Genomic DNA, 17,910 nt, shown 5'->3' on the forward strand with positions numbered 1-17,910 from the left:
TCGCATGAAGCGACATATGCCCCAAATGCCACAGGGCCACGCTGGGGGCGGCCCGATACTGTGGACATGACGAGACGTGTATCGATCTTTCTTGTGGCACTCGCCGTTTTGACGATCTTCGAATGGATCAACCTCGGCTTCAACCTCGCCGACGGGCACGAGACGTCCTTCTACGTCGTCCACGGCGTGCTCATCGCGGTGAACATCATCCTGGGGCTGGCGCTCGGGGCGGTCGGCGTGCGGGGATGGATGAAGGGTAGGGCCTGAGCCTGGAACGACCTTGTCCGCTGTGACCTGACCTGAGGGTCGGCAGGGACCGAACGTGATGGAGGCAAGCTTTGGCGATCGACTTCAACCCCTCACGTGGCGCGACGCTCGGCGTGGAATGGGAGCTTCAGCTCGTCGACCGGCTGACGCGTCATCTCCGCCAGGACGCCAAGGAGGTGCTCGCGGCGGTTCCCGACCTCAGTGAGGGGCAACGGCCCAAGGCCATGCACGAGCTCATGCAGTCGCAGGTCGAGATCGTCACCGACGTCTGCCACACGGTGGCCGAGGCGGTGCAGGACCTGAAGAAGAGCGTCGGCCGGCTGGCCGAGGCCGTCGAGCCGCGTGGCATCGGGCTGGCCTGCACGGGGACCCACGCGATCAGCGACTGGCGCGACGCCGTCTACGCCCCGAGCCAGCGCTACGTGGAGCTGATCGAGGACCTGCAGTGGCTCGCCTGGCGGATCCAGACGTTCGGCGTGCACGTCCACGTGGGCGTCAAGGAGCGGGACAAGGTCATCCCGATCGTCAACGCCCTCGCGGCGTACCTGCCGCACTTCCTCGCGCTCACCTCCTCCAGCCCTTTCTGGGGCGGGCAGGACACCGGGCTGGCGTCCAGCCGTGCCATCGTCTTCGGCTCGCTGCCCACGGCCGGGCCGCCGCACCTGCTGGCCGACTGGGCCGAGTTCGAGGAGTACATGGACACGCTGGTGCGGGCGGGCACGATCCGCAGCATCAAGGAGGTGTGGTGGGACATCCGGCCGCACCCCGACTTCGGCACGATCGAGATCCGGATGTTCGACGGCATCCCGACGCCGCGCGAGGTGGGCATGGTGGCCGCGCTGTCCCAGTGCCTCGTGCAGCAGTTCGACCAGCAGCTCGACCGGGGCTACACGCTGCCGCATCCCGCGGCGTGGGTGGTGCGCGACAACAAGTGGCGCGCCACGCGCTACGGCCTCGACGCGGACGTCATCACCGACGACCATGGCTCCACTGCGCCGATGCGCGACGTATTGTATGAACTTCAGCGTGAACTCGAACCCGTCGCCGAGCGGCTCGGCTGTGCCGACGAGCTGGCGGTCGTGACCGAGGTGCTGGAGCAGGGGAGCTCATCCGAGCGCCAGCGAGCGATCCTCGCCGACGGCGGAACCCTCCAGGACGTGGTCGATGCCACGGTAATCGAGCTCGCCGAGGACAGGTTCGTCACCGCGAACCCCAACCGCGAGATCGGACAATCGGGCACCTGACGGGGTAGGCCTGATATGTCCGGCAACAGTGCCTAGTTCTGACTACGTGCGGAGCCCGGTGTAAATACTGGGCAATCCGCCGTATCGGAGGGTCGCGGCATGGAAGGATTGTGAATGAAGGGTCGGTGGAGGCGAGACACGCCCGCTCGACCCTTTTGGGCTTTTTCGTGACTTTTCATGATCATATTGGACGATCCGGCGATCCGTGGCGGGACGGCTCGCCGGAGAAGGGAAGACTCGTGGCCACCTCATCGAAGCTCGCAGCGCCGGACGCGGCCGGGCCGGGAAGTAGCGACCTGGCCGGGCAACTGGCGGAATTCCTTCGCGAGCACAACGATGAGCTGATCGAGTTCCGGCGAGACATACACGCGCACCCGGAGATCGCCTTCAGCGAGCATCGCACGACAGAGAAGATCGCTGAGCGGCTGACGGACGCCGGGCTCATCCCGCACCCGCTGTCGCGCGGCACCGGCCTGTGGGTGGACCTCGGACGTGACGAGGGCCCCACGGTCGCCCTGCGCGCCGATATCGACGCGCTGCCGATGGAGGACGAGAAGGACGTCCCCTACCGCTCCACGAACCCCAACGCGTGTCACGCCTGCGGCCACGACGTGCACACGTCGATCGTCCTCGGCGCGGGGCTGTTCCTGGCGTCGCAGGCCGACGCGGGAGCGCTCCCCGGCCGGGTGCGGCTGATCTTCCAGCCGGCCGAGGAGGTCGCGGGCGGAGCGCTGGAGGTCATGCGCGACGGCGGCCTCAACGAGGTCGACCGCATCTTCGCGCTGCACTGCGACCCGCGCCTGGACGTCGGTCACATCGGCCTGCGGACCGGCCCGATCACCGGGTCCTGTGACAGTGTGCGGATCCGTGTGGCGGGCCCCGGCGGGCACACCGCCCGCCCGCACCTGACCGTCGACCTCGTCTACGCGCTCAGCAAGATCGTCACCGAGCTGCCGGCCGCGCTGTCGCGCCGCGTCGACCCCCGCTCCAGCCTCAGCCTCGTGTGGGGCCAGATCTCCGCGGGTTCCGTGGCCAACGCGATCCCGGATTTCGGGGTGGCCCAGGGCACGATCAGGTCGCTCGACGAGGACGCCTGGCACCAGGCTCCCGACATGGTCAAGGCCTTGCTCGACTCGGTCGCGGGCGCGTACGGCGTGGACGCCGAGATCGACTATCGGCGCGGCACGCCGCCCACGGTGAACGAGGCCACCAGCATCCAGATGCTGAACGACGCGGTCACCCAGATCATCGGCGAGGGGGCGGCCGTGCCCACGCCGCAGAGCCTCGGCGGCGAGGACTTCTCCTGGTATCTCGAGTCGGTGCCCGGCGCGCTCGCCCGGCTGGGCACGCGGGCGCCGGGTGTCGTCGACGAGGTCGACATCCACCGGCCGCTGTTCGACGTGGACGAGCGCGCGATCGGGATCGGCGTCAAGGTTCTGGCCGCCACCGCGCTGACCGCGCTGTGGGGCGGCGCCCGCTGAGCCGCGCCCGCCCGGCCGGCCGAGCCCGCTGAGCCGTACACCGCCGTGCCCGACGTCTCCCCCCTGCGTCCCGAGGACCCCCGGCACCTCGGGAACTACCGTCTCGACGGCCGTCTCGGCGCGGGCGGCCAAGGTGTCGTCTTCCGCGGCGCCGTCCTGTCGGGCGGGCCGGTGGCGGTGAAGCTCCTGCACGCCCGGCTCGACGGCACCGCCGCCCGGCGCGCCTTCGCCCGTGAGATCGAGGCGGTGCGCCGGGTCGCGCCGTTCTGCACCGCCCAGGTCCTCGACGCCGATCTCGACGGCGACCGGCCGTACATCGTGAGCGAGTACGTCGACGGCCCGTCGCTGCGCGAGCACGTGACGGCGGCGGGCCCGCGGACGGGCGGCGATCTCGACCGGGTCGCCGTGGGGACGGCGACCGCGCTGGCCGCGATCCACCGGGCGGGGGTCGTCCACCGCGACTTCAAGCCGGGCAACGTGCTCCTCGGCTCGGACGGGCTGCGGGTCGTCGACTTCGGCACCTCGCGGCTCGCCGACGCCACCGCGACGACCGGGAATCTCGTCGGCACCCCGGCCTACATGGCCCCGGAGCAGCTCGGAGGACGGCCGGCCGGACCGGCGGCGGACGTTTTCTGCTGGGCGCTCACGCTCGTCTACGCGGCGAGCGGACGGCACGCCTACACCGGTGACACGCACGCGGCCGTCATGGCCCGCATCCTGTACGGCACGCCGGACCTCGGGCCGCTCACCGGCCTGCTGAAAGACCTCGTCGTGGCGTGCCTGGCCGCGGAGCCGGCCGACCGGCCGGACGCCGGACAGGTGCTGAGCGCCCTGCTCGACCGCTCCTCCGCAGGCCGGCCCGGGCAGCCGGTGAACACGTTGCCCGGGGCGTGGGCCGACGCCGGCCAGACCGATGGCGACGAGCCCGACACCGAGCCGGCCAGCGCGGATCAGACCAGCCCGGAACCGGCCAGCCCGGAACCGGCCAGCCCGGAACCGACCAGCGTGGAACCGGCCAGCGCGGATCAGACCGGTGCGGAGTCCACGGGAGCCGAGGGCGTCCTGGTGGACCGGCCTGCGGAGCTCGCCGGGACCCGGGGGCGCCGTCGCGGGCGGGCGCGTGTGGTGGTCGCCTCGCTCGCCCTGCTCGTCGCGGTCGCCGTCGTGGCGGGCGTCGCGTGGGTCCTGACGAGCCGCGAATCCGGCCGTGAATCCGGTCATGAATCCGGTCATGAATCCGGTCATGAATCCGGTGATGAATCCGGCCGCGAATCCGGTCACCGAACCGGGCGCCTCGACGGGACGTGGACGGGCGTCGCCCGCCATCCCTCGGCCGGCCGTGTCTTCCCGGTCGAGATCCGTCTGACCGCCCCGGCGCGGATGAGGTGGGGCGCCGACCTGCACTGCTCCGGCCGTCTCACCCCCGCGCGCGAATCGGGTGAGGCGCTCGTGCTGATCCTCGACCAGGTGAAGGGCGACGCCTGTTATCCCGGAAGCGTTTCGATCACCTGGCGGGGCGAGACCGCGGCCGACTTCACGGTGACGCGCGAAGGGGAACGGGACGCCCGATACTCAGGGTCTCTTTCCCATACGAATTGACTCAAATGGGATAAATCTGTCAGGGCCTTTGTGTCCCACGTTCTCCCGGACGTCCAGCGGGTATCGCGACGTTGGGACAATTCCGGGGATGGAGGTCCGATTGCGGGCGTTCCGGACGGTGATGGCGGGCGCCGTCGCCGTCGCCGTGACCGCCGCCGCGGGATGCGGCGGCGAGGTGAGCACGGCGACCCCGCGCACACGTCCGCTGCAGGTCGGGCTCGTGTACGACATCGGCGGACGGGGCGACCAGTCGTACAACGACGCCGCGGCCGCCGGAGTCGACGAGGCCAAGCGCAACCTGAAGGGCATGCGGGTGCGGGAGGTCGAGGCCGCGCCGGGCGAGCCCGCCGCCCGCAAGGTGGAGCGGGTGCGGGCACTCGCCCAGGCGGGATACGACCCGATCATCGCCGTCGGCTACTCGTACGCGCCGGCGCTGGCGCGGATCGCCCCGAGGTTCCCCAAGACCCGGTTCGCGATCGTCGACGAGCCCACGGTGTCGGGCCCCAACATCACGAACCTGCTGTTCGCCTCGGAGGAGGGCTCGTTCCTGATGGGCGCGGTGGCGGCGATGAAGTCGCGCACCGGCGACGTCGGCTTCGTCGGAGGCAACCCGTCGCCACTCGTCAGGAAGTTCGAGGTCGGCTACGTCCAGGGCGTGAAGCACGTGAACCCGCGGGTGCGGATCAGGATCGCCTATCTCACAGGCCCGCACGACCTGAGCGGCTTCGACCGGCCGGACAAGGCGGAGAAGGCCGCGCGGCGCATGTACCGGGCCGGCGCCGACGTGGTCTATCAGGTCGCCGGGGCCTCGGGGGCCGGAGTGTTCCGCGCGGCGAAGGACGCCGGGGCGTGGGCCATCGGCGTCGACTACGACCAGGCCAAGAGCGCCGACCCGGCCGTGCGCGGCGTGATCCTCACCTCGATGATCAAAAGGATCGACGTCGCGGTCTACGACTACCTCGCCAGTGTCGCCGACCGCACCGTCACCAGCGGCCCTGTCGTGTACGACCTGAGGCGCGGCGGCGTCGACTACAGCCTCACCGGCGGCCACATCGACGACATCCAGCCGCGTCTGGAGCAGCTCAAGCAGGAGATCATCCACAGCCGTGTCAAGGTTTCCCCAGGCTGACGCCCCGGTCACGGTGTGGACTGGTCTCAATAACGGACATGTTGCGGACTCGTGCGCGGGTTTGGTCTATGCAGGTCAAACAACTATCTTCCGTGCAGGGTTGCCGTGCGTTCCTGCGTGCGTGCGACGAGAGTCAGACGGGCGGGAACGGAAGGGGAGTCACGACCTTGCTCCGCAATCGAGTTAGCAAACTGGCCGCCGCCACGGTGAGCGGCGCCTTGCTCATGGCCGCCGCCGCGTGTGGGGGTAGCGACGACACCACCACGACCGGAGCTTCGGCCGACGCGTCCAGCGCGCCTGCCGCCTCCCAGGTCAAGGTGGGCCTGGCGTACGACATCGGTGGCCGTGGCGACGGTTCCTTCAACGACGCGGCCGCGGCCGGTCTGGACAAGGCCGAGTCGGAGCTTCATGTCGAGAAGAAGGAACTGGAGGCCACCCAGGGCGAGACCGACGCCCAGAAGGAGGAGCGGCTGCGCCTGCTCGCGTCCGGGGGCTACAACCCGGTCATCGCGGTGGGCTTCGCCTACTCCGGCTCCGTGGCGAAGGTCGCCAAGGAGTTCCCCGACGTCAAGTTCGCCATCGTGGACGACGACGCGGCCAAGGGCGACAACATCACGAACCTGATGTTCGCCGAGGAGCAGGGGTCGTTCCTCGTCGGCGCCGCGGCGGCGCTGAAGTCCGAGAAGGGCAACATCGGCTTCGTGGGCGGCGTCGACGTGCCGCTGATCCACAAGTTCGAGGCGGGCTACGAGGCCGGCGCGAAGGCCGTCAAGCCGGACATCAAGATCCAGACCAAGTACCTCACCCAGCCCCCGGACTTCGGCGGCTTCGGTGACCCGGCCAAGGGCAAGACGGCCGCGGAGGGCATGTACGACGCCGGCGCGGACGTGGTCTACCAGGCGGCCGGCGGTTCGGGTGCGGGCGTCTTCGAGGCGGCCAAGGCCGCGAACGCGATGGCGATCGGCGTCGACTCCGACCAGGCGGCGCTCCCGGCGTACGCCGACTTCAAGGATGTGATCGTCACCTCGATGATCAAGAAGGTCGACGTGGCCGTCTTCGACTTCCTCAAGAAGTACATCGACGGCACGGTCACGTCCGGCCCCTCGGTCTACGACCTCAAGGCGGGCGGCGTGGACTACTCCACGACCGGCGGCAAGATCGACGACATCAAGTCGAAGATCGACGAGTACAAGCAGAAGATCATCAGCGGCGAGATCACGGTCCCGACGTCCTGACCTGCGCAATCGAGGGGCCCGGAGGCACCCGCCCCGGGCCCTTTGCTCTACTCTCACTATCACTTGACCGCACCCGGGCACTCCGCGAAGAGGAGGCCGACATTACCGCCGCGACCGCCACGGAACCCGCAGTAGAACTCACCGGGATCACCAAGAGGTTCCCGGGAGTCGTCGCCAACAGCGACATCCACCTCCGCGTCGCCAAGGGGCACATCCACGCCCTCGTAGGCGAGAACGGCGCGGGGAAGTCCACGCTGATGAAGATCCTGTACGGGATGCAGCGCCCAGACGAGGGCGAGATCCGCGTCAACGGGGCGCCCGTGGGCTTCCACACCCCCGCCGACGCCATCGCCGCGGGCATCGGCATGGTCCACCAGCACTTCATGCTGGCCGACAACCTGACCGTCCTGGAGAACGTGGTCCTGGGCAGCGAGCCGCGCCGCGGCGGCCTCGCCCTGGACTTCGCCGCCGCACGCAAGAAGATCAAGGAGATCTCCGACGCGTACGGCCTGGGCGTACGGCCCGACGTGCCGGTCGAGGACCTGGGGGTCGGCGACCGTCAGCGGGTGGAGATCCTGAAGGTGCTCTATCGGGGCGCCCGCATCCTGATCCTGGACGAGCCGACCGCCGTGCTCGTGCCCCACGAGGTGGACGAGCTGTTCGACAACCTGCGCGGCCTGGTCCGCGAGGGGCTGACGATCCTGTTCATCTCCCACAAGCTGGACGAGGTCCTCCGGGTGGCCGACGAGATCACCGTCATCCGGCGCGGCACCACCGTGGCGACCGTGAACCCCAGGGACGTGACCTCCCGCAAGCTCGCCGAGCTGATGGTCGGCAGCGAGCTGCCCAGCCCCGAGACCCGCGAGTCGACCGTCACCGACGTCGTCGCCCTGTCCGTACGCGACCTGACCGTGCGCACCGGCGACGGGCGGCCGGTGGTCGACAACGTGAGCTTCGACATCCACAAGGGCGAGGTGCTCGGCATCGCGGGCGTCGAGGGCAACGGCCAGGCGGAACTCGTCGAGGCGATCATGGGCATGCGCCCCTGCGAGGCGGGCGCGCTCACGCTCGCCGGCGCCGACATCTCCCAGTGGTCCACGCTGAAGCGGCGCGCGGGCGGCATCGGCTACATCCCCGAGGACCGCCACCGCCACGGCCTGCTGCTCGAATCCCCGCTCTGGGAGAACCGCATCCTCGGCCACCAGACCCGCCGGCCCAACATCAGGGGCCCGTGGATCGACCGCGCCGGCGCCCGGGCCGACACGCGGCGCATCGTCGAGGAGTACGACGTGCGCACCCCCGGCATCGACGTGGACGCGGCCACGCTGTCCGGCGGCAACCAGCAGAAGCTCATCGTGGGGCGCGAGATGAGCGGCCATCCCGTGCTGCTCATCGCCAGCCACCCCACGCGCGGTGTGGACATCGGCGCGCAGGCCGCCATCTGGGACCACCTGCGCACCGCGCGCGCCGCCGGGCTGGCCGTACTGCTGATCTCCGCGGACCTCGACGAGCTGATCGGGCTGTCCGACACGCTCAAGGTGATCCTGCGCGGCAGGATCGTCGCCGACGTCGATCCCGCGAACGTGACCCCCGAGCAACTGGGCTCGGCGATGACCGGCGCCGGGGAGGAGACGGTATGAACGGGTTCCTCGACCGGGTGCTCGGCCGGGTGAAGCTGGGCGGCTGGCTCGCCGTCGTCGCGCCGCTCATCGCGGTCGTCTTCGCGGTGCTGATCACCTCGGTGGTCCTGCTCGCCGCGGGCAAGGACCCGGTGCTGGCGTTCACCACCCTCGCGGACTACGGCACCCAGCCGCGGTCGATGGCCATGATCCTCAACACCGGGGTCATGTACTACATCTCCGCGCTCGCGGTGGCCGTCGGCTTCCGGATGAACCTCTTCAACATCGGCGTGGACGGGCAGTATCGGCTCGCGGCCGTGATCGCCGCCGGGCTCGGCGGCGCCGCCGTGGTGCCGGGCGTGCTCAACATCGTCCTCGTGATCGTCGTGGCGGTGGTCGTCGGCGCCCTGTGGGCCGCGATCGCCGGGCTGCTCCGGGTCTACCGGGGCGTGAGCGAGGTCATCTCGACCATCATGCTGAACGCGATCGCGACCGGCCTCGGCTCGTGGCTGGTCAGCGAGCACTTCGGCGTGCTGACCGGCAACGACCTCGGCACCAGGCCCATCCCCGACGACGCGCACATGCCGGGCATCCCACTCATCGCGGGCACGCCGGTGCTGGTCAACGGGTTCATCGTCGTCGCCGTCCTGCTCGGCATCGCCTACTGGGTGGTGCTCAACCGCACCCGGTTCGGCTTCGAGCTGCGGGCGACCGGCAAGTCCGAGTCCGCGGCGGTGGCCAGCGGCGTCAGCGTGAAGAAGATGATCGTCGTCACGATGGTCATGTCGGGGGCGGTCGCCGGTCTGATCGGCATGCCGGAGCTGCTCGGCGCCTCCTACAAGTACAGCAACAACTTCCCGGCCGGTCTCGGCTTCACGGGCATCGCGATCGCCCTGCTCGGCCGCAACAACCCGGTCGGCATGGCGGTCGGCGCGCTGCTGTGGAGCTTCCTGGACAACTCGTCCAACCAGCTCCAGCTGCTCGACATCTCCAAGGAGATCGTCCAGATCATGCAGGGCGTGGTCGTGCTCTCCGTGATCATCGCGTACGAGCTGGTCCACCGCTACCGCATCGTCGCGGAGCAGCGCAGGGTCAGCCGCGAGCTCGCCGCGCCGCAGGAGGCGCCGAAGGCGGAGGCGGCGGCATGACAACGAGGCCGGACGGAATCGAGGAGACGGCATGACGGCGACGGACCTCCCGGTCGAACGCCCGGTCGAGGCGGCCCCGGCGCGGCGCTTCCGGCTGTCGGGCCCGGTGCTCCTGCTCGGCCTGGCCGGGCTCGTGGTGCTGCTGTCGGTCGCGCGGCTGGTGACCGGGGCGAACGACATCACCTCGGCGGGCACGGTCAGCGCCGCGCTCGGCCTCGCCGTGCCGATCGGGCTCGCCGGTCTCGGCGGCCTGTGGTCGGAACGGGCCGGCGTGGTCAACATCGGCCTCGAAGGCATGATGGTGCTGGGCACCTGGTTCGGCGCCTGGGGCGCCCTCCAGTTCCACAGCCCCTGGGCGGGCGTGGTCGCCGGCGCCGTCGGCGGGGCGCTGGGCGCCGCCATCCACGCCGTCGCGACCGTGACCTTCGGCGTCGACCACATCATCTCCGGCGTGGCGATCAACATCGTCGGCGTCGGCTTCACCCAGTATCTGTCCCAGCTCGTCTTCGACGGCATGCCGGGCGGCGGCACGAAGAACTCGCCGCCGCTGCCCAAGATGGGCACGGTGAGCCTGGGCTTCCTCAACGACCCGCTGCGGACCGTCGAGGCCAAGCACTGGTTCGTGCTGTCGGACTTCGCGGGCGTGCTGCGGGGCATCACCCAGGACGTGTCGTGGTTCACGATCCTGGCGATCCTGCTGGTGCCGCTGTCGTTCTACATCCTGTGGCGCACGCCGTTCGGCCTGCGCCTGCGGGCGTGCGGCGAGCGGCCGGTCGCGGCGGAGTCGCTGGGCGTCAACGTCTACCTGTACAAGTGGGCCGCCGTGCTCGTCTCCGGCGTGCTCGCCGGGCTCGGCGGCGCGTTCCTGTCGCTGGTGGCGGCGGGCATCTACCGCGACGGGCAGACGGGCGGACGCGGCTACATCGGCCTCGCCGCCATGATCTTCGGCAACTGGCGTCCCGGCGGGCTCGCCGGCGGCGCGGCGCTGTTCGGCTACACCGACGCGCTCCAGCTCCGGCAGGGCGGCATCTCGGTGCACGCGCTGCTGCTCGTCGTCGCCCTGCTGCTCGTCGCCGTGGCGGTCTACCAGCTCGTACGGCAGCGGCGCGGGCGCGCGGCCCTGATCACCGGGGTCGTGGCGATCGCGGTGTTCGTGGTGTTCGCCGTGACCGACACCGTGCCGGAGCAGTTCACCTCGTTCACCCCCCACCTGACCACGCTGCTGGTGCTGTCGCTGGCCTCGCAACGGCTGCGCATGCCGGCGGCAGACGGTGTCCCATATCGAAGGGGGCAGGCGAAATGAGCATCGACTGGGAGGCGCTGCGGGTCGCGGCCCGCGAGGCCATGACTCACGCGTACGCGCCGTATTCGAAGTTTCCCGTGGGGGCGGCGGCGCTCGTCGACGACGGCCGGATCGTCACCGGCTGCAACGTCGAGAACGCGTCGTACGGCGTGGGGCTGTGCGCCGAGTGCGGGCTCGTCTCGGCGCTGCACGCGAGCGGCGGCGGCAGGCTGGTGGCCTTCACCTGCGTGGACGGCCACGGCGAGCTGCTGATGCCGTGCGGCCGCTGCCGCCAGCTGCTGTTCGAGCACGGCGGGCGGGACCTGCTGGTGGAGACGCCCGACGGGCCGATGCGGATGGACGGCTTCCTGCCGTTCGCCTTCGGCCCGGACGATTTGTCGCGATAAGGGGGAAACGTGGGGTTCGACGCGATCGAGGTCATCACCGTCAAGCGCGACCGGGGTGAGCTGTCGACCGCTCAGATCGACTGGGTGATCGACGCGTACACGCGGGGCGAGGTGGCCGACGAGCAGATGTCGGCGCTTCTGATGGCGATCCTGCTCAACGGCATGAACCGCAGGGAGATCGCGGACTGGACCCAGGCCATGATCAGGTCGGGGGAGCGGATGGACTGGTCCTCCCTCGACCGGCCCACGGCCGACAAACACTCCACGGGCGGGGTCGGTGACAAGATCACCCTGCCGCTGGCCCCGCTGGTCGCCGCCTGCGGCGCGTACGTGCCGCAGTTGTCGGGGCGGGGCCTCGGGCACACCGGCGGCACGCTGGACAAGCTGGAGTCGATCCCCGGCTGGCGGGCGTCGCTGTCGAACGACGAGATGCTCGGCGTGATCCGCTCGGCCGGTGCGGTCGTCTGCGCGGCGGGCGCGGGCCTCGCGCCGGCCGACAAGAAGCTCTACGCGCTGCGCGACGTCACCGGCACGGTCGAGTCGATCCCGCTGATCGCGTCCTCGATCATGTCCAAGAAGATCGCCGAGGGCACGGGATCGCTCGTGCTCGACGTGAAGGCCGGCTCGGGCGCGTTCATGAAGAACGTGGACGACGCCCGGGAGCTGGCGCGGACGATGGTCGAGCTGGGCACCGACGCCGGGGTGCGCACGGTCGCCCTGCTCACCGCGATGGACCGCCCGCTGGGCCTGAAGGTGGGCAACGCGCTGGAGGTCGAGGAGTCCGTCGAGGTGCTCGCCGGCGGCGGCCCCGCCGACGTGGTCGAGCTCACCGTACGGCTGGCCAGGGAGATGCTGGAGGCCGCCGCCGTCCCGGGCGCCAGGGACCCGGAGGAGGCGCTCAAGGACGGCTCGGCGATGGACGCCTGGCGGCGCATGATCGTCGCTCAGGGCGGCGACCCGGACGCGCCGCTGCCGGTGGCCGCCGAGTCGGCCGTGGTCACCGCGCCCGCCTCGGGCACGCTGCGCACGCTCGACGCGCTAAAGGTCGGCGTGGCGGCCTGGCGGCTCGGGGCCGGACGGGCCCGCAAGGAGGATCCGGTCTCTGCCGGTGCGGGCATCGTCCTGCACGCCAAGCCCGGCGAGACGGTCCGCGCCGGGGCCCCGCTGATGACCCTGTACGCCGACGAGGCCGCCAGGTTCGACCGGGCTCTCCAGGCGCTCGAGGGCGCGTACGAGATCGGCGAGGACGGCGGCGCGGACCCGCTGCCGCTCGTGATCGACCGCATCACCGCCTGAGCGTCAGCTCTTCAGGGTCGCTGCCTGAGCGTCGCTGTCTTCGAACGACCCATCCGCGTCACCCGCCACGAGGGCGTCGCCGAGGGGCGTGCGGTAGTAGAGCACCGACCGCCCGGCCCGGCGGCGCCGTACGAGGCCGGAGTCGAGGAGCACCTTGAGGTGGCGGCCCACCGAGCCCAGGCCCTGGCCGGTCAGCGCCACGAGGTGCGTCGTGCTCTTCGGCGCGGCGAGCAGCACGAGCACCCGCGCCCGCGCCGGGCCGAGCAGCCTGCCGAGCGCCTGCGGCGCCGGCGCCCGGCCGGGCTCGGCCAGCGCTCCCGAGCAGGGGTAGACCAGGGCGTAGTGCCGGCCCGCCGTCCAGGCGGTCCACGCCTGGCGGGGAGTGACCGGGACGAACATCAGCCGCGCCCCGCCGATCCGCCTCGGCGGGTAGTCGTAGGTGTTGATCTGCAGCCGGTTGTCGCCGAGCCAGCGCATCCCCGTGCGCATGTCGTTCAGCGCGGCCGCCCAGCCGCCCTGACTGATACCGCCCACGCGGGCGACGACGTCCGCCTCCATGATCCGCCGGCGGCGCGGCCAGTCGGGCAGCACCGTGCGCGTCCACACCCACTCCAGCAGGCCGGCCGCGCGTTCGGGCAGGTCGGGACGGCGCAACGGCTCCGGCAACGGGCCGCGCAGCGCCACCTCGATGTGGGCGTGCGCGGTCTCGGGCGGTGTCGCGCGGACGAGGGCCAGTTCCTCCTCGAAGACGGGCTCGCCCTCGCCGGTCGGAGCGGGCGTGAGGAAGTCGGCGGTCCAGTTGCGTCCCCGCGCGGCCCTCAGCAGCAGCGCCGTGATCGGGTCGCCGGCCAGGCGGGAGCGGAAGGCGGGCAGATGGGTGTCGAGCCACTCCCGCTCGCCCGGATGCGCCGCCGACGCCCTCTCCAGCGTCCAGAGGCAGGCGGTGGTCTCGGCCAGCGGGGAGATCACAAATCTGCTCTCGGCGAGAGTGTCGGCATTGACCAGCCACCAGCCCATGTTTCGCCTCCCCGCGAAACAATAACGGCGGAGCGCGGCGGTGATCGAGGCTCCCGTCATGCGTACCTATCGGGATCTGTTTCGCGTCCCCGAATTCACGCCCCTGTTCACCGTCGCGTCCGCGCAGGTGGCGGCCTCGACCGTGAGCGGCCTGGCGCTCGGCACGCTCGTCTACGGGGCGACGGGGTCGCCGCTGCTGTCGGCCCTGAGCATGTTCGGCTCGTCCTTCGCGCAGGTGCTCGGCGCGACGGTGCTGCTGTCGGCCGCCGATCGGCTGCCCCCGCGTGCCGCGATGACGGCGCTGGCGCTGGTCCACTGCGCCGGCACGGCCGCGCTCGCCGTGCCGGGTCTGCCGCTGTGGGCGGTGTTCGCCGTCGTTCTCGGCATGGGGCTCGCCGCCTCCCTCGGCGGCGGAGTCCGGTTCGGGCTGCTCAACGAGATCCTGCCCAGGGACGGCTATCTGCTCGGCCGTTCGGTGCTCAGCATGTCGGTCGGCGTGCAGCAGATCGTCGGTTTCGTCGCCGGGGGCGTGCTCGTGACCGCGCTGTCCGCGCGCGGCACCCTGCTCGCCGGGGCGGGCTTGTACCTCGTCGCGGCGGCCGTCGCCCGCTGGGGGCTCACCGCCCGCCCGCCCCGCGCGCAGGGACGGCCCTCTCCTGCGGAGACGTGGCGGGTCAACGGCGCGCTCTGGTCGTCGGGGCTGCGCCGCCGCCTCTATCTCGCTCTGTGGGTGCCGAACGGCCTCATCGTGGGCTGCGAGTCGCTGTACGTCGCCTACGATCCCCCGCACGCCGGGCTGCTGTTCGCCTGCGCCGCCGCCGGGATGCTCGCCGGCGACACGCTGATGGGGCGGTTCGTCCCCAAACGATGGCGCGAGCGGCTCAGCGCGCCGCTGCGGCTGCTGCTCGCCGTGCCCTACCTCGTCTTCCTCCTCCACCCGTCCCTGCCGGTCGCGGTCGCCGCCGTCGTGCTCGCCTCGGCCGGATATTCGGCCAGCCTGCTGCTCCAGGAACGCCTCATGTCCGTCACCCCGGAGGAGATGAGCGGGCAGGCGCTCGGGCTGCAGTCGTCGGGCGTGCTCACCATGCAGGGGGTCGGCGCGGCGATCGCGGGGGCGGTGGCGCAGGTCACCTCGGCCGCGGCCGCCATGGGCGTGATGGCGGTGGCCTCCGTCGTGGTCACCCTCGCACTGGTGCCCGGCCTGCGGGCCGGCCCGGCCGCCGAGAGGCGCTCCGGTGTGGTCACCGGCCCCGGCGGGCTTCGCCGTACGGGACCGCTCGGCATGCGGAGGGGCCGGGGGTAGGTTGGAGAACCGTGTCAGATCACGAAGGCATCCGCCATGTCGAGATCGGCGTCGCCGATCTGGCCCGCTCGCTCGACTTCTACCGCGACCTGCTGGACCTCGCTCCGGCGGAGGGCCCGGCCGCGGGGCCGGGCGTCGCGTGGCTGCCGGCCGGGCCCGTACTGCTGAAACTGGTCGAGACGGCGGAAGGCGATCTCGGCGGCTGGGTGAACGACGACCTGCAGCGCGGCATCCGGCACATCGGCTTCAAGGTCGGCGACGTCGATCTGCGGGCCGAGCGCGTCCGCGATGCCGGGGTGCCCTTCACGCTGCCGCCGCTCGACGCGGTCGGCGGCGTGCGGATCGCGTTCTTCCAGGACCCGGACGGCACCCATCTGGAGATCACGTCCAGCTACCTCCGGTATCACCGGGTCGCCTCGCCGGAACTGGCCGAGCGGGAACGGCTGGCCGCCCTGAGCAGGGCGCGTACGGCGCCGCCGGTCTTCGACCACGTGGCGGTCACGTCCGCCGACCTCGACACCGCGCTCGCCGTCTATCGGGACAGGCTCGGTTATGAGGTCATCGGCCAGATATCGCAGGACCAGGACCCGCGCGGCTTCCTGATCACGTATCTGCTGGCGGGGGACGCGGTCCTGGAGGTCTTCACGTTCACCGCTGCCACAACCGCGAGCCCGTGGACCCCCGGCCCGTGCCGGCGCGGCTTCCGGCATGTCGCCATCGCCGCGGAGGACCCGGAGGAGGCGGCCTCCCGGCTCGTCGAGGCGGGCGCGAGGGTGGCAGGGAACGGAGGGCTGGTCGACGTGGACGGCGTGCCGCTCCTGATCGCCTGAGTCCGGGCCTGCCCGCGCGGTCCGGCGCCCCTTCAGCGGGTCCGCGCCGCTTCAGCGGGCGGGCGTCAGACGGGGCGGGGCGCCTCGTCCGCGGCGGGCGGCGCATACCCGGCGTTCACGAGGTGCGGGAACAGGTGCGTGGCCAGGACGGCCCGATGCGTGGGGGTCGCCTCCGCGTGCCGTCGCCGTCCCTCCTCGGTGAGCTGTACGAACACCCCGCGCCGGTCCGCCTCGCACAGCGCGCGGCCGACCAGGCCCTCGCGTTCCAGCCGGGCGATGAGGCGTGACAGCGCGCTCTGGCTCAGGTGGACCTGGCCGGCGAGCTCCTGCACGCGGAACTTGGCCGCATCCGGCCCGTCGCAGAGAGAGGACTGACCGGCCTCCACGAGGCGCTCAAGGACCTCGAACTCGCTCACGCCGAGCCCGTGCTTGTCGCTCAGCTCCCGCTCCAGCGCACACGACACCTCCGCGTGCCGGGCGAGCAGCTCGCGCCAGGCCATCACCACAAAGCCGGTGTCGATGTCGTTCATGCGAGACCGCCTTTCTCGGCGCGACCATACCATGCACGCACAATAGATGCAAACGCATTATTTGCTTGTGCATTGAATGCATGTGCATGTAAGTTCCTCTGTCATGACTTCCTCCACTCAGGACGAGCGCTGGGGGGCCCGCCTGTGGGGTGCCCTCACCGTTCTCTGCGCCGTCGTGTTCCTCGATGCTCTTGACGTGTCGATGGTCGGGGTGGCGCTCCCGTCCATCCAGGCCGATCTCGGGATGTCCACCTCGTCACTGCAGTGGGTGGTGAGCGGTTACGTGCTGGGATACGGCGGTCTGCTGCTGCTCGGGGGCCGGACCGCCGACCTGCTCGGCCGCCGCCGGGTGTTCCTGACGGCCCTGGTCGTCTTCGCCGTCGCCTCGCTGCTCGGCGGGCTGATGACCGACGGGACGCTGCTGATCGCGGCCCGTTTCGTGAAGGGCGTCAGCGCCGCGTTCACCGCGCCCGCCGCGTTGTCCATCATCACCACGACCTTCGCCGAAGGGCCCGCCCGCAACCGGGCCCTGAGCATCTTCACCGCCTGCGGCGCCAGTGGCTTCTCGCTCGGACTGGTGCTGTCCGGCCTGCTCACCGAGATCGGATGGCGCTGGACGTTCTTCATGCCGGTGCCCGTCGCGATCATCGCCCTCATCGCCGGAACGCGGCTGCTCCGGCGGAGCGAGGAGCGGGGCGAGGGCGGCCACGACCTCCTCGGCGCCGCGACCATCACGGCGGCCATGCTGCTCCTGGTCTTCGCCGTCGTGGAGGCGCCCAAGGTGAGCGCGGTGCGCACCGTGCTGTCCCTCGCCGGGGCCGCCGCCCTGATCGGGCTGTTCGTCTGGCTGGAGCGCCGGGTGCGGCACCCGCTGGTCCGGCTCGGCATCCTGCGCTCCGCGCCGCTCGTCCGGGCCAACATCGGCCTGGTCATCCTGTTCGGGTCGTACGTCGGCTTCCAGTTCGTGGCGATGCAGTACTTCCAGAACCTGCTGGGCTGGAGCGCCTTGCAGACCGCCCTCGCGTTCCTGCCGGCGGGACTGCTGGTCGCGCTCACCTCCACCACGATGGGCGGGTTCGCCGACCGCTTCGGCACCGCGCGGCTGATCGTGGTCGGCTCGGTGGCGCTGCTCGCGGGGTACGCGGTGTTCCTGCGGGTGGACCTTCACCCCAGCCTGCTCGCGATGGTGCTGCCGGGCATGGTCCTGCTGGGCATCGCGTTCGCGCTGTCGTTCCCGTCGCTCAACATCCAGGCGACCGCCGGGGTCGACGACGAGGAGCAGGGACTCGCCTCGGGCCTGCTGAACACCTCCGGCCAGGTCGGCGGAGCCGTGGTGCTGGCGATCGTCACCGCCGTCCTGACCTCGGGGGCGGACGGCGGCGACCCGATCGGCCACTTCCGCGCCGCGATCGTGGTCTCGGCCGGGTTCGCCCTTGTCGGCCTGGCCGTCGCCCTCACCGGGCTCCGGTCCCGGCGGCAGCCGGCCGAGGCGCGGGAGGAGGCGGTGCTGGAGACGGTCTGAC

General features: G+C 71.2%; 16 protein-coding genes. 14 read left to right on the forward strand and 2 right to left on the reverse strand.

Going from position 1 to position 17,910, the window contains the following annotated elements:
• The first annotated feature begins 66 nt into the window (after positions 1-66).
• The 11 genes from FLX08_RS02325 to FLX08_RS02375 all read left to right on the forward strand — a co-directional run bounded on the left by FLX08_RS02325 (position 67) and on the right by FLX08_RS02375 (position 12,707).
• Positions 67-267 (forward strand): SCO4848 family membrane protein, encoded by a 201-nt coding sequence (locus FLX08_RS02325; RefSeq protein WP_244312248.1) that lies wholly within the window; start codon positions 67-69, stop codon positions 265-267.
• 71 nt (positions 268-338) lie between these two features.
• Positions 339-1,511, forward strand: coding sequence for a glutamate--cysteine ligase (locus tag FLX08_RS02330; protein WP_142616505.1), 1,173 nt, complete (start codon positions 339-341; stop codon positions 1,509-1,511).
• A 239-nt stretch (positions 1,512-1,750) separates the two neighbouring features.
• Positions 1,751-2,992 (forward strand): amidohydrolase, encoded by a 1,242-nt coding sequence (locus FLX08_RS02335; protein ID WP_208761224.1) that lies wholly within the window; start codon positions 1,751-1,753, stop codon positions 2,990-2,992.
• A gap of 45 nt (positions 2,993-3,037) precedes the next feature.
• Entirely contained in the window at positions 3,038-4,591 is a 1,554-nt protein-coding gene (locus FLX08_RS02340; protein WP_142616506.1) for a serine/threonine-protein kinase, read from the forward strand.
• An 88-nt stretch (positions 4,592-4,679) separates the two neighbouring features.
• The gene (locus FLX08_RS02345) at positions 4,680-5,720 is read left to right on the forward strand and encodes a BMP family lipoprotein (RefSeq protein WP_142616507.1); all 1,041 of its coding nucleotides are present in this window, start codon (positions 4,680-4,682) and stop codon (positions 5,718-5,720) included.
• Positions 5,721-5,926: 206 nt separating this feature from the next.
• Positions 5,927-6,955: a BMP family lipoprotein gene (locus tag FLX08_RS02350; RefSeq protein ID WP_341874305.1), complete on the forward strand. Its 1,029-nt coding sequence runs from the start codon at positions 5,927-5,929 to the stop codon at positions 6,953-6,955.
• Positions 6,956-7,056: 101 nt separating this feature from the next.
• The gene (locus FLX08_RS02355; RefSeq protein ID WP_142616508.1) at positions 7,057-8,595 is read left to right on the forward strand and encodes an ABC transporter ATP-binding protein; all 1,539 of its coding nucleotides are present in this window, start codon (positions 7,057-7,059) and stop codon (positions 8,593-8,595) included.
• Positions 8,592-9,722: an ABC transporter permease gene (locus tag FLX08_RS02360; RefSeq protein ID WP_142616509.1), complete on the forward strand. Its 1,131-nt coding sequence runs from the start codon at positions 8,592-8,594 to the stop codon at positions 9,720-9,722. Before FLX08_RS02355 ends, FLX08_RS02360 begins: the two co-directional genes overlap by 4 nt.
• A gap of 31 nt (positions 9,723-9,753) precedes the next feature.
• A complete protein-coding gene (locus FLX08_RS02365) occupies positions 9,754-11,025 on the forward strand; it encodes an ABC transporter permease (RefSeq protein WP_142616510.1) in 1,272 nt (423 codons plus the stop codon).
• Positions 11,022-11,411 carry a cytidine deaminase gene (locus FLX08_RS02370; protein WP_142616511.1) on the forward strand — a complete coding sequence of 130 codons (390 nt, stop codon included), beginning with the start codon at positions 11,022-11,024 and terminating at the stop codon, positions 11,409-11,411. The genes FLX08_RS02365 and FLX08_RS02370 overlap by 4 nt, the downstream gene beginning before the upstream one ends.
• Before the next feature lie 9 nt (positions 11,412-11,420).
• Complete coding sequence (locus FLX08_RS02375; RefSeq protein ID WP_142616512.1) at positions 11,421-12,707, forward strand: thymidine phosphorylase; 1,287 nt, start codon at positions 11,421-11,423, stop codon at positions 12,705-12,707.
• A 3-nt stretch (positions 12,708-12,710) separates the two neighbouring features.
• Here FLX08_RS02375 and FLX08_RS02380 read toward each other — a convergent pair whose 3' ends face one another.
• Positions 12,711-13,724: an ArsR/SmtB family transcription factor gene (locus FLX08_RS02380; protein WP_142616513.1), complete on the reverse strand. Its 1,014-nt coding sequence runs from the start codon at positions 13,722-13,724 to the stop codon at positions 12,711-12,713.
• Between the two features lie 58 nt (positions 13,725-13,782).
• Between FLX08_RS02380 and FLX08_RS02385 the strand changes: the two genes are divergently transcribed.
• Together FLX08_RS02385 and FLX08_RS02390 are read left to right on the forward strand one after the other, a co-directional pair.
• A complete protein-coding gene (locus FLX08_RS02385; RefSeq protein ID WP_208761226.1) occupies positions 13,783-15,027 on the forward strand; it encodes an MFS transporter in 1,245 nt (414 codons plus the stop codon).
• Between the two features lie 11 nt (positions 15,028-15,038).
• On the forward strand, positions 15,039-15,857 hold the full coding sequence (locus FLX08_RS02390; protein WP_142616514.1) for a VOC family protein: 819 nt from the start codon (positions 15,039-15,041) through the stop codon (positions 15,855-15,857).
• Positions 15,858-15,922: 65 nt separating this feature from the next.
• On the opposite strand, the gene FLX08_RS02395 is transcribed toward FLX08_RS02390, so the two are convergent.
• A complete protein-coding gene (locus tag FLX08_RS02395; RefSeq protein ID WP_142616515.1) occupies positions 15,923-16,387 on the reverse strand; it encodes a MarR family winged helix-turn-helix transcriptional regulator in 465 nt (154 codons plus the stop codon).
• 103 nt (positions 16,388-16,490) lie between these two features.
• Here FLX08_RS02395 and FLX08_RS02400 point away from each other — a divergent pair, with 103 nt between their 5' ends.
• Positions 16,491-17,909, forward strand: coding sequence for an MFS transporter (locus FLX08_RS02400; protein ID WP_244312250.1), 1,419 nt, complete (start codon positions 16,491-16,493; stop codon positions 17,907-17,909).
• Position 17,910 lies beyond the last annotated feature (1 nt).

Origin of the sequence: Microbispora hainanensis, assembly GCF_006874475.1 — a bacterium.
GTDB lineage: Bacteria > Actinomycetota > Actinomycetes > Streptosporangiales > Streptosporangiaceae > Microbispora > Microbispora hainanensis.